The sequence below is a fragment of the Dechloromonas sp. A34 genome (assembly GCF_026261605.1).
GTDB lineage: Bacteria > Pseudomonadota > Gammaproteobacteria > Burkholderiales > Rhodocyclaceae > Azonexus.
The window spans coordinates 4,248,227-4,262,937 of sequence record NZ_CP102486.1; the positions used below are offsets into that span (position 1 = coordinate 4,248,227).

The 14,711-nt window shown below is 62.3% G+C and carries 12 protein-coding genes, 1 tRNA gene and 1 pseudogene; 5 read left to right on the forward strand and 9 right to left on the reverse strand.

Annotation, left to right across the window (positions count from 1 at the left end):
• Positions 1-84: 84 nt before the first annotated feature.
• Positions 85-1,677: a methyl-accepting chemotaxis protein gene (locus NQE15_RS21160; RefSeq protein WP_265944479.1), complete on the forward strand. Its 1,593-nt coding sequence runs from the start codon at positions 85-87 to the stop codon at positions 1,675-1,677.
• A 2-nt stretch (positions 1,678-1,679) separates the two neighbouring features.
• Here the strand turns inward: NQE15_RS21160 and NQE15_RS21165 are convergent, their stop codons facing one another.
• From NQE15_RS21165 to NQE15_RS21195, 7 genes are all read right to left on the reverse strand, one after another.
• Positions 1,680-2,879: a CaiB/BaiF CoA transferase family protein gene (locus NQE15_RS21165; protein ID WP_265944481.1), complete on the reverse strand. Its 1,200-nt coding sequence runs from the start codon at positions 2,877-2,879 to the stop codon at positions 1,680-1,682.
• Between the two features lies 1 nt (position 2,880).
• On the reverse strand, positions 2,881-3,666 hold the full coding sequence (gene murI / locus NQE15_RS21170; protein ID WP_265944484.1) for a glutamate racemase: 786 nt from the start codon (positions 3,664-3,666) through the stop codon (positions 2,881-2,883).
• Between the two features lie 24 nt (positions 3,667-3,690).
• A complete protein-coding gene (locus tag NQE15_RS21175) occupies positions 3,691-4,152 on the reverse strand; it encodes a YbaK/EbsC family protein (protein ID WP_265944486.1) in 462 nt (153 codons plus the stop codon).
• A 66-nt stretch (positions 4,153-4,218) separates the two neighbouring features.
• Positions 4,219-4,722 carry a hypothetical protein gene (locus NQE15_RS21180; RefSeq protein ID WP_265944488.1) on the reverse strand — a complete coding sequence of 168 codons (504 nt, stop codon included), beginning with the start codon at positions 4,720-4,722 and terminating at the stop codon, positions 4,219-4,221.
• 63 nt (positions 4,723-4,785) lie between these two features.
• Positions 4,786-5,352: a hypothetical protein gene (locus NQE15_RS21185; protein ID WP_265944490.1), complete on the reverse strand. Its 567-nt coding sequence runs from the start codon at positions 5,350-5,352 to the stop codon at positions 4,786-4,788.
• Between the two features lie 142 nt (positions 5,353-5,494).
• On the reverse strand, positions 5,495-6,736 hold the full coding sequence (gene icd / locus NQE15_RS21190) for an NADP-dependent isocitrate dehydrogenase (RefSeq protein WP_265944492.1): 1,242 nt from the start codon (positions 6,734-6,736) through the stop codon (positions 5,495-5,497).
• A 212-nt stretch (positions 6,737-6,948) separates the two neighbouring features.
• A complete protein-coding gene (locus NQE15_RS21195) occupies positions 6,949-9,186 on the reverse strand; it encodes an NADP-dependent isocitrate dehydrogenase (RefSeq protein WP_265944494.1) in 2,238 nt (745 codons plus the stop codon).
• 188 nt (positions 9,187-9,374) lie between these two features.
• Between NQE15_RS21195 and aceK the strand changes: the two are divergent.
• The 4 genes and pseudogenes from aceK to NQE15_RS21215 all read left to right on the forward strand — a co-directional run bounded on the left by aceK (position 9,375) and on the right by NQE15_RS21215 (position 13,995).
• A pseudogene (aceK, locus tag NQE15_RS21200) lies at positions 9,375-11,146 on the forward strand (bifunctional isocitrate dehydrogenase kinase/phosphatase).
• A 67-nt stretch (positions 11,147-11,213) separates the two neighbouring features.
• Entirely contained in the window at positions 11,214-12,341 is a 1,128-nt protein-coding gene (locus NQE15_RS21205; RefSeq protein WP_265944496.1) for an NAD(P) transhydrogenase subunit alpha, read from the forward strand.
• Complete coding sequence (locus tag NQE15_RS21210; RefSeq protein ID WP_265944498.1) at positions 12,341-12,628, forward strand: NAD(P) transhydrogenase subunit alpha; 288 nt, start codon at positions 12,341-12,343, stop codon at positions 12,626-12,628. Before NQE15_RS21205 ends, NQE15_RS21210 begins: the two co-directional genes overlap by 1 nt.
• Complete coding sequence (locus NQE15_RS21215; protein ID WP_265944500.1) at positions 12,625-13,995, forward strand: NAD(P)(+) transhydrogenase (Re/Si-specific) subunit beta; 1,371 nt, start codon at positions 12,625-12,627, stop codon at positions 13,993-13,995. The genes NQE15_RS21210 and NQE15_RS21215 overlap by 4 nt, the downstream gene beginning before the upstream one ends.
• 49 nt (positions 13,996-14,044) lie before the next feature.
• Here NQE15_RS21215 and dut read toward each other — a convergent pair whose 3' ends face one another.
• Both dut and NQE15_RS21225 read right to left on the reverse strand, forming a co-directional pair.
• The gene (gene dut, locus NQE15_RS21220; protein ID WP_265944502.1) at positions 14,045-14,494 is read right to left on the reverse strand and encodes a dUTP diphosphatase; all 450 of its coding nucleotides are present in this window, start codon (positions 14,492-14,494) and stop codon (positions 14,045-14,047) included.
• Positions 14,495-14,557: 63 nt separating this feature from the next.
• Positions 14,558-14,633: transfer RNA gene (locus tag NQE15_RS21225), tRNA-Thr, on the reverse strand.
• Positions 14,634-14,711: the final 78 nt, after the last annotated feature.

Genomic DNA, 14,711 nt, shown 5'->3' on the forward strand with positions numbered 1-14,711 from the left:
ATCTATTACTTAAGTAATAATAACAACCAATCATCATGGGTGAGCATAATGGGTAATCTGGGGAATTGGCGCGTCTCGACGCGCATGCAACTTCTTGTCGGCCTGACGCTACTTGGACTGATCATCCTCTGCCTGACGGCCCTGTTCCAGCTCAAGGACAGCATGCTGGAAGACCGCAAGCAGAAGACCCACAATCTGGTGGAAGTTGCGATCGGGATCGTCACCCACCACCACAAGCTGGCCGCTGCCGGAAAAATGTCTGAGGAGGATGCCAAGAAAGCAGCCCGCGATAGCCTGCGCAGCCTGCGTTACGGCAAGGACGATTACTTCTTCGGCTTCGAGACCTCCGGCGTCTATATCCTGCACGGCGGCAATCCCGCCGTCGAGGGCCAGCAGAAGATCGACATGAAGGACACCAACGGCAAGCTGCTGATCAAGGAATTGATTCTGGCCGCCCAAGCCGGTGGCGGCTTTGTCGACTATTGGTTCCCGCGGGCCGGCCAGCAGGTGGCCGAGCCCAAGATCGGCTACGCCGCCCTGTTCGCCCCCTGGGGCTGGGTCATGGGCACCGGCATCTACATCGACGACGTCGAGAAAGAGTACCGGCAGAGCGCCATGCTGTTGGGTGGCATTTCGTTGCTGCTACTCGCCATTCTCAGCGTGGTCGGCTGGCAAATCAGCAGCAGCATCCTCAAACAACTGGGCGGTGAACCCAATGTCGCAGCCGGCGTCATGCAACGCGTGGCCGACGGCGACCTGACGGCCAGCGTCGACTCCGCGCCGACGGGTAGCCTGCTGCATACGCTGGGGCGAATGGTGGATTCGCTGCGCCAGATGGTCAGAGAAATCAATGACGATGCCAATCGCCTGGTTAGCAATGCCGAACAGATCGCCACCGCTTCCGACGAAGTGGCGCGCTCCGCAGAGCAGCAATCCGATGCGACTTCGGCCATGGCGGCCGCCATCGAGGAACTGACGGTCAGCTCCAACCACATCTCCGACAGCGCCCGGGAAACCGCCAGGAACACCACCCAAGCCGTCGAGCTTTCGGTTCAGGGAACGGAACGGGTCGGCCAGGCCTCCCAGGCCATCCAGCAGATCGCAACCACTGTGGCCGATGCCTCGGGGCGGATCCATGCCCTGGAAGAACGGGCCAAGCAGGTTTCCTCGATCGCCAACGTGATCAAGGACATCGCCGGCCAGACCAACCTGCTGGCCCTGAACGCGGCCATCGAAGCCGCCCGGGCTGGCGAACAGGGGCGCGGCTTTGCGGTCGTCGCCGACGAAGTGCGCAAGCTGGCCGAACGGACCTCGCTGGCCACTACCGAGATCGAGCAGATGATCGTCGGCATCCAGAACGATACCGTCGGTGCCGTCGGGGCGATGAATACGGCACTGCCCGAGGTTCAGGCCGGCGTACAGCTGGCCGACTCGGCCTCGGAATCGCTGCGTGCCATCGAGGACGGCGCCCGCCGCACCCTGGAGCGGGTCGGCGAAGTCGCCGATGCGACCAAGGAACAGAGTGCGGCCAGCACCTCGATCGCCCAGCGCGTCGAGCAGATCGCCAACATGGTCGAGGCCACCACCGACACCATCCGCGGCACAGCGACCACCGCCCACCAACTGGAAAGCATTGCCATCAACCTCAAACAGCTGATCGGCCGCTTCCGGGTCTAGGTCTAGACGGCTCCCACAGCCCGCAGTTCGGCTATTTGTTCAGGCGAATAGCCGAGCCCGGCCAACACTTGGTCGGTGTGTTCTCCGAGTGCAGCCCCCAACCACTCGGTGCTGCCCGGGGTTTCCGACAACTTGGGCACGATGCCGGGCAGCCGGCATTCCCGGCCATCCGGCAGCTTGGCCGATTCGATCATCTGGCGGGCGAGGAATTGTGGGTCGGCGAACATGTCGACCACCGAATAAACCCGTGACGAAGGCACCTCGGCCGCGGCTAGCGTAGCCAGCACCTCGGCTTCGTTGCGCTCGGCGCACCAGCGGTCGACCAGTCCATAGACTTCGTCGCGCCGCGCGTCGCGGCCGGCATTGTCGGCCAGCCCCGGGTCGTTGGCCAGATCGGCCCGCCCGATGGCCAGCATGAAACGTTTGAAGATCGCATCGCCGTTGGCCCCGATCGTCACGTGCTTGCCGTCCCTGGTCGTGTGCGTATTGGACGGCGTGATGCCGGGCATGATGTTGCCGGTCCGCTCGCGGACGAAACCGAAGACATCGAATTCGGGCACCATCGATTCCATCATCGCGAATATCGCTTCGTAGAGCGCGACATCGACCACCTGCCCGGCCCCGCCATTGACCTCCTTGTGGCGCAGCGCCATCAAGGCGCCGATCGCCCCCCACAATGCGGCAATCGAATCACCGATCGAGATCCCGGTGCGCACCGGCGGGCGGTCGGGGAAGCCGGTGATGTAGCGCAGACCACCCATCGATTCGCCAACCGCCCCAAAGCCCGGTTGATCCTTGTAGGGCCCGGTTTGCCCGAAGCCGGAGAGGCGCACCATGACCAGACCCGGGTTGGCCGCCTGTAGCGTCTCCCAGCCCAGGCCGAGCTTCTCGAGCACGCCGGGGCGGAAATTCTCGACCAGGATGTCGGCTTCGGCGATCAACTTGCGCACGAAGGCAAGGCCCTCCGGGTGCTTCAGATTGGCCGTCACCGACTTCTTGTTGCGGGCCTGGACGTACCACCACAGCGAAGTGCCTTCGTAGAGCTTGCGCCATTGACGCAACGGATCACCGCCGTCGGGTGACTCGACCTTGATCACCTCGGCGCCGAATTCGGCCATGATCCGCGTGCAGAAGGGGCCGGCAATCAGCGTGCCGAGTTCGACGAGCTTGAGGCCGGCCAGCGGTTTTTGTGGTGCAGTCATTTCAGGGTTCCCAGTATTCGACCGGTAGGTGTTCGCCCCACAGGCGGTTGACCGTCGCGATCACCGCGGCCGGCGCGCCACTGGTCGCCACGCGCAAGCGCCCCTCCCCGCCGCCGAGCAGATCGCTGGTCGTCAGCAGACGTTCGAGCTGGCGGGCCACCGGCTCGCCGGTATCGAGCAGGGTCGTACCCGGCGGCATGCGGCGGGCAATGGCGTCGGCGACCCAGGGGTAATGGGTGCAGCCGAGAACGATCACATCCGCCCCGGCCGTTGCCAGCGGCGCCACGAAGCCGTCGAGCAGCGCCGCCACTACCGGGCTGTCCGGTCCCTGGACTTCGATCGCCTCGGCCAGCCCAGGGCAGGCCTGGGCCAGGACCTGCAGATGGTGGGCGTGATTGCCAACCAGGCGCTGGAAGCGCTCGCTGTGCAGGGTCCGCGTCGTCGCCAGAACGCCGATCACTCCGCTCCGGGTCAGCCCGACGGCCGGCTTGACTCCAGGCTCGAGCGCCACAACCGGCAGATCGATCGCCGCCCGGATAGCCTCGGCCGCAGCCGCCGTCGCCGTGTTGCAGGCGATGACCAGGGCCTTGACGCCGCGCCGGACCAGCGCCTCGGCGATCAGCACGCCACGCTCCTTGAGAAAGACTTCCGGGCGGTCGCCATAGGGCAGAAAACGGGTATCGGCGAAATAGAAGAAATCCTCCTGCGGCAAGCGATCGCGCAGGGCGCGCAAGACCGTCAGGCCCCCGAGGCCGGAATCGAAAACAGCGATCGGCTTAGATTTCACGCGTTTGATCCAGCCAGGGCCGCTTCATAGCTGGCAGACATCGACCCACTCGCCTTCGGTGACTTCGGCGAGCAGCGCCGGGCTGATGCGGATGGCGCTATGAATCGCCCCGGCAGCAGGGAGAACCTCGTCGAAGTCCTGTAAGGAATGGTCCAGATAGATCGGCAGCGGCTGGGCCAGGCCGAATGGGCAAACGCCGCCCACCGGATGGCCGGTCAAGGCGACGACCTCGGCCACGGGCAACATCCGGCCCTTGCCGAAGGCATCCTTGAATTTCCGGTTATCGATACGGGCATCGCCGCGCGCCACCAGAATGATGACCCGTCCGTCGCCCAGGCGAAACGACAGGGTCTTGGCGATCCGGCCAGCCTCGACCCCGTGCGCCTGGGCGGCGAGCTCGACGGTGGCCGTGCTGACTTCCAGTTCGATGATCGGAATATCCAGCTTGCGGGCAGCAAGGAATTCACGGACGGATTGGAGACTCATGGGATGTCTGGAAAAACGAATGGGCGGCGACCGCGCGATGTTAGCCGCGGCATGCTCCGGCGGCAATCAGTCGGGTTGCCGGAAATCATCCTCGACCCAGGCCCGGGCACTGGCCGCCGTCAGCTTGAACTCCGGCCCGACGCGCACTTCGGCCAGCAATTCGCCGGCATCGTCCCGAGCACCCAGCACGGCGTAGGGATCTTCCTCGTCGGGCACGATATCGAGCGTGACGCTGAGCGGCCCCAACGCCGTGGTCAGCGACAGCTTCTTGTGAAGCAGCGCCTGCAATTGATGCTCGTGGCGGCGCAGGACTTCCGAGGCAGTCTTGACCAGTGTCTGGAAAGCCGAAGCGTCGAGCGGCTTGGGGCTCTTCTTGTCGCGCCCCATGGTCCATGGCCCGACCAGCGCCGGCTCGGATTCGCCATCCTTGGTCATAGCCACGGCCCACCCCTCGTCGTCTTCGTTCTTGATGACGCGGGCGGTCCACCCGTTGTTGCTCCATAGCCGCGGCTCATTGACGACGGCGGGCAGGTCGGCCTCGACGGCCTCGTTCGTTGCGTTTGATGTCATGCCCGAATTGTACTTCCCACCGCAGCATTGCCGTTTGCGACCACGCAGCGGCGGTGTGAATTACTAGGTGCCGCCCCGACTGGTCTCGATTTCCAGCCGGCAAGGGGCCAGCAGCAGATGCGCCAGATGCTCCGGGTCATGCGACCCCATCTGCTCGGCAAAGGCTGCCAGCCGCGGATCATCGGCTTCGGCCAGGGCGGCGAGCAGCACTCGTGCCGCTTCGCGCGGGGTCGGCCCGCCGGCCTTGAAGCCGGGCCATTCGGTGTAGTGGGAAAGCAGTTCGAGGCGATGATCCAGATAGAGCGGGCTATGGCTGACCAAATCGAGCTCGGCGCGCTTGGCTGCGATTTCGGCATCGATCTCGGCATCGCTGCTCTTGTAATGCGCCTTCTCGGCCTCAGTCCAATGCGCTTTCTCGCCATGCTTCTCGCGCAAGGTCGCGAAGGTGTCCTTCAACTCGATCTGGGAATGGGTGGCCGCATCCCGGAAGACATGGACGACGTCGTTGCCGTGGCCCTCCTTGCCGACATAGCGCATGCCCGCAGTCACCCGTCGTGGATTGAAGGCGAACTGGCGGGCGCAGGCGGCACGCAGGAGGTCGAACAGTTCATTGGTTTTAGCTGGATTCATCGGACTTTCCTTTCGTTAAGTCGGGAGCGCTGCGCGGGCAACGACAAGCGCCAGAGCATACGCCACCCACCTGCCATCATGGCCCGAAAAAGCAGGAAGCCCCCTGGCGGGGGCCTCGTTCAAGCCGGATCGTGCAACACCATTACATCCGGGCGATCATCGCATCGCCGAAGGCCGAACAGGAGAGTTCCTCTGCGCCTTCCATCAGGCGAGCAAAATCGTAGGTCACCTGCTTGTCGCCGATGGCCGCCTCCATGGCCTTGATGACCAGATTGGCAGCTTCGACCCAACCGAGATGGCGCAGCATCATCTCGGCGGAGAGGATCAGCGACCCCGGGTTCACCTTGTCCAGGCCGGCGTACTTCGGCGCCGTTCCGTGGGTCGCTTCGAAGCAGGCGTACTGGTCTGAAATATTGGCTCCCGGGGCAATGCCGATACCGCCGACCTGGGCGGCCAGGGCATCGGAGATGTAGTCGCCGTTCAGATTGGTGGTCACGATGGTGTCGTACTCGGCCGGACGTAGCAGGATCTGCTGCAGGAAGGCATCGGCAATTGCATCCTTGACGATGACTTCGCGACCGGACTGCGGATTCTTGAACTTGCACCACGGACCGCCATCGAGCAGTTCGGCGCCGAATTCCTCCTTCGCCACCTTGTAGGCGGTGTCACGGAACAGGCCTTCCGTGAACTTCATGATGTTGCCCTTATGCACGATGGTCAGCGACTTGCGGTCGTTGGCGATGACGTACTTGAGTGCGGCGCGAACCAGGCGGGTGGTGCCTTCGACGGAAATCGGCTTGATGCCGATGCCGGAAGTCAGCGGGAAACGGATTTTCTTGACGCCCATTTCCTCCTGCAGGAACTTGACCACTTTCCTTGCGCCTTCGGAGTCAGCAGCCCATTCGATGCCGGCATAGATGTCTTCGGTGTTCTCGCGGAAGATGACCATGTTGGTCAATTCCGGGTGCTTCAGCGGCGAGGGCACACCCTTGAAGTATTGCACTGGACGGACGCACTGGTAGAGGTCGAGTTCCTGGCGCAGGGCGACGTTCAGCGAACGGATGCCGCCGCCGACCGGCGTCGTCATCGGACCCTTGATCGAAACCGAGTATTCCTTCAGCGCATCGAAGGTTTCCTTCGGGAACCACTCGTCGGCGCCGTAGAGGCGGGTGGATTTTTCACCGGCGAACACTTCCATCCAGTGAATCTTCTTGCTGCTGCCGTAGGCCTTTGCCACCGCAGCGTCGATAACCTTGATCATGACCGGCGTGATGTCGATGCCGATGCCGTCACCCTCGATGAAGGGAATGATCGGGTTGTTCGGGGTCGGCTGTCCCGGAACGATTTTCTGACCACCCTGCGGAACCTTGATGTGCGATGTCATATCCACTCCTTGAGCTGTTATTGGACGATCTGCCTGGCGTCGAGTCTCCCTCGGCGGCGCCTCCGGAAAAGGGCATCAGCCCCCGGAAGCAATCACGATTATGCGGCAAAACGTGCACCGCTGTCAGGCATCGGGCTTTTGCCAGGCACCAAAGAAAAAGGCCCGGCAACCCCTCTGGGGCTGCCGGGCCTTTCGCTAAGCGTACTCGTCGCTTAGCCGCGTGCCGCCTTCAGCGCGGCATTCAGCGTCGGGCTCGGACGCATGACGGCTTTGCACTTCTCGGAGTCGGCCAGATAGTAGCCACCGATGTCGACGGCCTTGCCCTGCACCGTCTTCATTTCGGCGACGATCTGCGCTTCGTTGTCGGTCAGCGTCTTGGCCAGCGTGGTGAAGTGGCCGGCCAGTTCCTTGTCCTCGGTCTGTGCTGCCAGTTCCTGCGCCCAGTACATGGCGAGGTAGAACTGCGAACCGCGGTTGTCGAGTTCACCCGTTTTCGGCGACGGCGACTTGTTGTTGTCGAGCAGCTTGCCGGTCGCCGCGTCCAGCGTTTTGGCCAGCAGAACGGCGCGCTTGTTGCCGTCCTTGATGCCCTGCTCTTCGAGCGACACAGCCAGAGCCAGGAATTCGCCGAGCGAATCCCAGCGCAGGTGGTTTTCCTGGGTCAGCTGCTGGACGTGCTTCGGTGCCGAGCCGCCGGCACCGGTTTCGTACATGCCGCCGCCGTTCATCAGCGGCACGATGGACAGCATCTTGGCCGAGGTGCCCAGTTCCATGATCGGGAAGAGGTCGGTCAGGTAGTCGCGCAGGATGTTGCCGGTTACCGAAATGGTGTCCAGGCCGCGGGCGACACGTTCCAGCGTGAAGCGCATGGCGCGGACCTGGGACATGATCTGGATGTCGAGGCCGCTGGTGTCGTGATCCTTGAGGTAGGTTTCAACCTTCTTGATCAGCTCGTTCTCGTGCGGACGATACGGGTCCAGCCAGAAGATGGCCGGCATGCCCGACTGGCGGGCGCGGGTGACGGCGAGCTTGACCCAGTCGCGGATCGGGGCATCCTTGACCTGGCACATACGCCAGATGTCGCCAGCTTCGACATTCTGGGTGAGCAGCACTTCGCCGCTGTTGATGTCGACGATATTGGCGATGCCGGCTTCGGCGATTTCGAAAGTCTTGTCGTGCGAGCCGTATTCCTCTGCCTGCTGGGCCATCAGGCCAACGTTGGGCACGGTGCCCATGGTCTTCGGATCGAAGTTGCCATGCCATTTGACGAAGTTGATCATCTCCTGGTAGATGCGGGCAAAGGTCGATTCCGGCATGACGCACTTGCTGTCGTACTGCTTGCCGTCGGCACCCCACATCTTGCCGCCCTGGCGGATCATCGCCGGCATGGAAGCGTCGACGATGATGTCGTTCGGCGAATGGAAGTTGGTGATGCCCTTGGCCGAGTCGACCATGGCCAGACGCGGACGGTGTTCCTGACAGGCGTGCAGGTCGCGGATGATCTCGTCGCGCTTGGATTCCGGCAGCGCCTTGATCTTCTCGTACAACGTGGCCATGCCGTTATTGACGTTGATGCCCAGTTCGTCGAACAACTTGCCGTGCTTCTCGAAGGCTTCCTTGTAGTAGATCTTGACGCAGTGGCCGAAGACGATCGGGTGCGAGACCTTCATCATCGTCGCCTTGACGTGCAGCGAGAAGAGGATGCCGGATTCGCGGCAGTCTTCGAGCTGGGCTTCGTAGAAGTCGCAGAGCGCTTTCTTGCTCATGAACATGGAGTCGATGATCTCGCCTTCGAGCAGCGAGAGCTTCGGTTTGAGCACGGTGGTCTTGCCGCCCTTGGCGATCAATTCCATGCGCACGTCGCGTGCCTTATCGAGGGTCAGCGACTTTTCGCCATGATAGAAATCGCCGTGTTCCATGTGGGAAACGTGGGTCTGCGACCACTGTTTCCATTCGCCCATGGAGTGCGGGCGCTTCTTGGCGTAATTCTTGACGGCAGCCGGCGCGCGGCGGTCGGAGTTGCCTTCGCGCAGCACCGGGTTGACGGCGGAGCCCAGACACTTGGCGTAACGGGTCTTGAGCGCCTTCTCTTCGTCGGTGGTCGGGTTTTCCGGATAGTCGGGGATCGCGTAACCCTTGGCCTGCAGTTCCTTGACGCAGGTGATCAGCTGAGCGACGGAGGCGCTGATGTTCGGCAGCTTGATGATATTGGTCTCGGGTTGCAGGCACTTCTTGCCCAGTTCGCCGAGGGTATTCGGGACCCGCTGGTCTTCCTTCAGGAACTCAGGAAATTCCGAGAGGACGCGGGCGGCGACCGAAATGTCGGCGGTCTCGATTTCGACACCGGCCGGTGCTGTAAAGGTACGCACGATGGGCAGAAAGGCACAAGTCGCCAACAGCGGCGCCTCGTCAGTTAACGTGTAAATGATCTTGGACTTCCCTGCGGCCATGTCGACTCCTCGAATTGGGTTGATTAACGCGGGGCGAATATATACCTTGCCCCTTTCGCCATGCTTACAAGCGAAACCTGTCGAGTATCGTTCCTCAGGCGCCTCGGGTCAACGGGCGGCGTTCGCCAAGCCGCTTGGCCCGCCATGCCCGAATGCTAGAATCAGTCGCTTATTCCGGAGAGATAACGATGAAGATTTCGGTTGGCCTCTACGGCACGAATGCCCACCAGATCGCGCTCGCCCTGATCCAGGGATTCAACAAGCACTACACGCTGTTCCGTGAAACCAGCAAGGCCGCCAAGACCCGCTTCGAGCAGGGCGACTGGCTGGGTGTGCACAAGGCCGTCAAGGAACGCATCCGCTTCTACGACGATCGCGTTGACGAATGCGTCGAGCGCCTGCGCCACGAGTTCGATGCCGGCACCATCGACCAGCCGACCTGGCAGCAGATCAAGTTGCTCTACATCGGCCTGTTGCTCAACCATAAACAGCCCGAACTGGCCGAGACCTTCTTCAATTCGGTGACAACCAAGATCCTGCACCGAACCTATTTCCACAACGACTTTCTGTTCGTCCGCCCGACCTTGTCGACCGAGAACATCGAAGCCGATTTCGATCCCACCTATCGCAGCTATTACGTCAAGGAAGACGGCCTGCGCGGCGCTATTCGCAAGATCGTCGAGGATTTTCAATGGCACCGCCCGTTTGCCGACCTCGAACAGGATGTCGACAATCTCTACCTTGCCATCCGCCACTACTTGAAGGGCATGCCACGGCGCGAGGTGAATTTCCAGATCCAGGTGCTGGCCTCGGCTTTCTATCGCAACAAGGCCGCCTACATCATCGGCAAGGCGATCAACGGAGCCCTTGAATACCCCTTCGCCGTCCCCGTGCTGCATGACGAGAACGGGCAGCTCTACGTCGACACCATCCTGCTCGATGCCTGGCGGATCGGCCTGCTGTTCTCGCTGTCGCGTGCCTATTTCATGGTGGACATGGAAGTCCCCTCCGGCTATGTCCAGTTCCTGCGAGCGGTGCTGCCCAACAAGCCGCGCTCCGAGCTCTACATCATGCTCGGCCTCGGCAAGCAGGGCAAAACAATGTTCTTCCGCGACTTCATCTATCACCTGCACCATTCGGAAGACAAGTTCATCCTGGCCCCCGGCATTCCCGGCATGGTCATGCTGGTCTTCACGCTGCCCTCCTTCCCCTACGTCTTCAAGATCATCATGGACGTCTTCGGGCCTCGAAGAATACGGATCGGGCTACCGTCAAGAAAAAGTTCCTGCTCGTCAAGCAGGTCGACCGGGTCGGCCGGATGGCCGATACGCTGGAGTTCTCCTACGTCGCCTTCCCGCTCAAACGCTTTGCCGACGAGGTGCTGGACGAGCTAAAAAAAGTCGCCCCCTCCTGTTTCGAAGTCGAAGGTGAAACGCTGTTCATCAAGCACCTCTATATCGAGCGCCGCATGGAGCCGCTCAACATCCACCTCGACCGCATGGAGCGCGCCAACAACATCGAGGGACTGGAACACGCCATCCGCGAATACGGCAGTGCCATCCGCGAACTGGCCCAGGCCAACATCTTCCCGGGCGACATGCTGTGGAAGAACTTCGGCATCACCCGTTTCGGTCGCGTCGTCTTCTACGACTACGACGAGATCGAACACATGACTGACTGCAACTTCCGCGCGATCCCGCCGGCCCCGGATTTCGAAACCGAGATGTCAGGCGAAATCTGGTACTCGGTCGCCAGGAACGACATTTTTCCTGAGGAGTTCGCCACCTTCCTGCTCGCCTCGCCGATCCTGCGCAAGATATTCCACAAGTATCATGCCGACCTGCTCTCGCCCAAGTTCTGGCAGGATGCACAACAGAAGATCCGGGCCGGTCACGTCGAGGATTTCTTCCCCTATCCGCAGGAACTGCGCTTCTGCAACAACAAGCCGGACAACGTGTAGCGCCAAAACATCATAATCAAACGTTAATATACAAAAAACTTTACCCGCCAATCAGGAGAACAAAGACATGCCAGTTCATATCGCGGTGGCCCGGGAGCGGGGATTCGGCGAAAGCCGGGTTGCACTCGTTCCCGAGACAGCCAAAAAATTCGCCGCCCTCGGCGCCAGTCTGAGCATGGAACAGAGCGCCGGATCGGACAGCCACTTCCTTGATTCCGATTACGCCAATGTCGACCTGGTCGACGGCATCACCGAAGCCTACGGCCCGGCCGGACTGATCCTGCGCGTCACCCCGCCGTCGCCGGAAGAGATCGCCGCCTTGCCCGAGGGCTCGGTCCTGATCGGTCTCCTGAAGCCCTTCGAGAGCAAGGAACGCCTGGCTGCCCTGAACGCCCGCAAGATCACCGCCTTCTCCCTCGAACTGCTGCCGCGCATCTCGCGCGCCCAGAGCATGGACGCCCTGTCATCGCAGGGCGCCTGCGCCGGCTACCAGTGCGGTCTGATCGCCGCCGCCCGCTGCACCAAGTTCTTCCCGATGCTGACCACCGCCGCCGGCACCATCCGCCCGGCCCGCGTGCTGGTGATCGGTGCCGGCGTCGCCGGCTTGCAGGCGATCGCTACCTGCAAGCGCCTCGGCGCCATGGTCGACGCCTACGACGTGCGGGCCGCGGCCAAGGAGCAGATCGAATCGCTCGGTGCCAAGTTCGTCGACACCGGCGTTTCGGCCGATGGCGCCGGCGGCTACGCCCGCGACCTGACCGCCGACGAGAAAGCCCAGCAGACCGAGAAACTGGCCAAGGCCGTGGCCCTGGCCGATGTGGTGATCACCACGGCGGCGATCCCCGGCAAGAAGGCCCCGGTGATCATCACCACCGACATGATCGGGCGCATGAAGTACGGCGCCATCATCGTCGACATGGCCGCCGAATCCGGCGGCAACTGCGCCTTGACCCAGCCCGGCGAACACGTCATCGCCAACGACGTCAATATCCACGGCCCCCTGAACCTGCCGTCGCGGATGCCGACCCACGCCTCCGAGCTCTACGCCAAGAACCTCTACAACTTCCTGTCGCCATGGATCAAGGAGGGCGAACTGGTCTTCGACTGGAGCGATGAAGTCGTCGCCGGCACGCTGTTGTGCAAGGACGGCGCGACGGTGCACGCCACCGTGAAACAGGTCATGGGAGAAGCGTAATGGACGGTTTGCTAGCTTTGTACATCTTCATGCTCGCCGCCTTCACCGGCTACGAGATCATCGCCAAGGTGCCGGTCATCCTGCACACCCCATTGATGTCCGGTTCCAACTTCATCCACGGCGTCGTCGTCGTTGGCGCCATGCTCATGCTCGGCTCGGCCGACACGGTGACCCAGCAAGCCATCGGCTTCTTCGCCGTCGCCTTGGGCGCGGCCAATGCCGCCGGCGGCTACGTCGTCACCGAGCGCATGCTCGCCATGTTCAAGAAGAAGGAGGGCACCCAATGACGCTCCCGATCTACGTCCAGGGTGCCTGGTTCGCCGGCGCCGCCCTCTTCATCTTCGGCCTGAAGGGCATGAGCTCGCCGGCCAGTGCCCGCAAAGGCATCGTCATCGCCGGCTACGGCATGCTGATCGCCATTGCTGCCACCTTCCTGATCCCCGGCCTGCAGAACCTTGCCCTGATGGCCCTCGCCCTGGCCATCGGCGGATCGGCCGCCTGGGTCTCAGGGAAGAAGGTCAAGATGACCGACATGCCGCAGATGGTCGCCATCTACAACGGCATGGGCGGCGGTGCTGCCGCTGCGATTGCCGCCATCGAGTTCGCCAAGGGCGATGCCCACAGTCTCGCCACCACGGTCCTCGCCGTGATCGGCGCACTGATCGGCGCGGTCTCCTTCACCGGCTCCTGCGTCGCCTGGGCCAAGCTGCAGGGCGTACTCAGGAAAGCCCATCGCCTGCCGGCGCAGAATGCGGTCAATGTCATCCTCACCCTGATCGCCATCGGCCTTGGCGGTGCCATGGTATTCCTCGCTCCGGCCCAACCCGAACTGATCTTCGCCTTCTTCGCCGTCGCCCTGGTGCTGGGTTTGATCGTCACCCTGCCCATCGGTGGCGCCGACATGCCGGTGGTGATCTCGCTGTTCAATGCCTTCACCGGGTTGGCCGTCGGTTTCGAAGGCTACGTCCTCGGCAACCCGGCGCTGATCATTGCCGGCATCGTCGTCGGCGCGGCCGGTACGCTCTTGACCCAGTTGATGGCCAAGGCCATGAACCGGCCGATTTCCAACATCCTGTTCACCCCGATGGTTGCCGCCGGCGGCGGCGAGGCCATCGACGGCACGATGAAGGAACTCTCCGGCCTCGATGCGGCAGCGATGATGCGTTACGCCAGCAAGGTCATCATCGTCCCGGGTTACGGCATGGCAGTGGCCCACGCCCAGCACAAGGTCTGGGAGATGACGTCCATTCTCGAAGAAGCCGGGGTCGAGGTGAAATTCGCCATACATCCGGTGGCCGGGCGCATGCCGGGGCACATGAATGTGCTCTTGGCGGAAGCCGGCGTTCCTTACGACAAGATCTTCGATCTCGAGGAAATCAACGGCGAGTTCGGCCAGGCCGATGTCGCGCTGGTCATCGGAGCCAACGACGTGGTCAATCCGTCAGCGCGCACCGACAAGGCGAGCCCGATCTACGGCATGCCGATCCTCGATGCCGACAAGGCGCAGAACGTGATCGTCATTAAGCGCGGCAAGGGTACCGGTTATTCCGGGGTGGAGAACGCGCTGTTCTACACTGACAATTGCCGGATGCTTTATGGCGACGCCCAGCCCATGGCCGGGGAGATCATCCAGCATTTGAAGGCGATGGGCTAGAACCCGGTCATTCCGCGATATACCCCAGGACGAGCGGCAGAAAAGCCGCTCAGGCCTTGCCGGTGCTGCCGAAACCGCCTTCGCCGCGCGAACTGGCATCGAAGTCGTCGACGATATTGAAGCCCACCTGGAGTACCGGCACCACCACCAGTTGGGCGATGCGATCCAGCGGATTCAGGGTGAAGCTCTCGTGACCGCGGTTCCAGGCCGAAACCATGAGTTCGCCCTGATAGTCGGAATCGATCAGGCCAACCAGATTGCCGAGCACGATGCCATGCTTGTGACCCAGCCCCGAGCGCGGCAGGATGATCGCCGCCAGGCCCGGATCGGCCAGGTGAATCGCCATCCCCGTCGGAACCAGGATCGTCTGCCCGGGCGCAAGATGCAGCGGCGCCGCGATGCAGGCCCGCAGATCGAGACCGGCCGAACCCGGCGTGGCGTAATGCGGCGGGCTGTCGCGCAGGCGGTTGTCGAGAATCTTGACGTCGATACGATGCATCGGGAACCTCCGGTCGGTACGAATGAAAAAGGCTTGCGCCGAAGCGCAAGCCTTTGAAATTATTGGTGCCGGAGATAGGAGTCGAACCTACGACCTTCGCATTACGAATGCGCTGCTCTACCAACTGAGCTACACCGGCACACGTCTGATCACAAGATGAGTTGCCCGAAAAACCCGGACATCCTGCCCCCTGCGTCAGCACAGCGTAGAATTATAG

Excerpts from the sequence above, each read along its gene's own strand:
- NQE15_RS21160 (WP_265944479.1), top strand. The coding sequence starts at position 85 with ATGCAACTTCTTGTCGGCCTGACGCTACTTGGACTGATCATCCTCTGC.
- NQE15_RS21165 (WP_265944481.1), bottom strand. The coding sequence starts at position 2,879 with ATGACTGCACCACAAAAACCGCTGGCCGGCCTCAAGCTCGTCGAACTC.
- NQE15_RS21175 (WP_265944486.1), bottom strand. The coding sequence starts at position 4,152 with ATGAGTCTCCAATCCGTCCGTGAATTCCTTGCTGCCCGCAAGCTGGAT.
- NQE15_RS21180 (WP_265944488.1), bottom strand. The coding sequence starts at position 4,722 with ATGACATCAAACGCAACGAACGAGGCCGTCGAGGCCGACCTGCCCGCC.
- NQE15_RS21185 (WP_265944490.1), bottom strand. The coding sequence starts at position 5,352 with ATGAATCCAGCTAAAACCAATGAACTGTTCGACCTCCTGCGTGCCGCC.
- icd (WP_265944492.1), bottom strand. The coding sequence starts at position 6,736 with ATGACATCGCACATCAAGGTTCCGCAGGGTGGTCAGAAAATCGTTCCG.
- NQE15_RS21195 (WP_265944494.1), bottom strand. The coding sequence starts at position 9,186 with ATGGCCGCAGGGAAGTCCAAGATCATTTACACGTTAACTGACGAGGCG.
- NQE15_RS21205 (WP_265944496.1), top strand. The coding sequence starts at position 11,214 with ATGCCAGTTCATATCGCGGTGGCCCGGGAGCGGGGATTCGGCGAAAGC.
- NQE15_RS21210 (WP_265944498.1), top strand. The coding sequence starts at position 12,341 with ATGGACGGTTTGCTAGCTTTGTACATCTTCATGCTCGCCGCCTTCACC.
- NQE15_RS21215 (WP_265944500.1), top strand. The coding sequence starts at position 12,625 with ATGACGCTCCCGATCTACGTCCAGGGTGCCTGGTTCGCCGGCGCCGCC.
- dut (WP_265944502.1), bottom strand. The coding sequence starts at position 14,494 with ATGCATCGTATCGACGTCAAGATTCTCGACAACCGCCTGCGCGACAGC.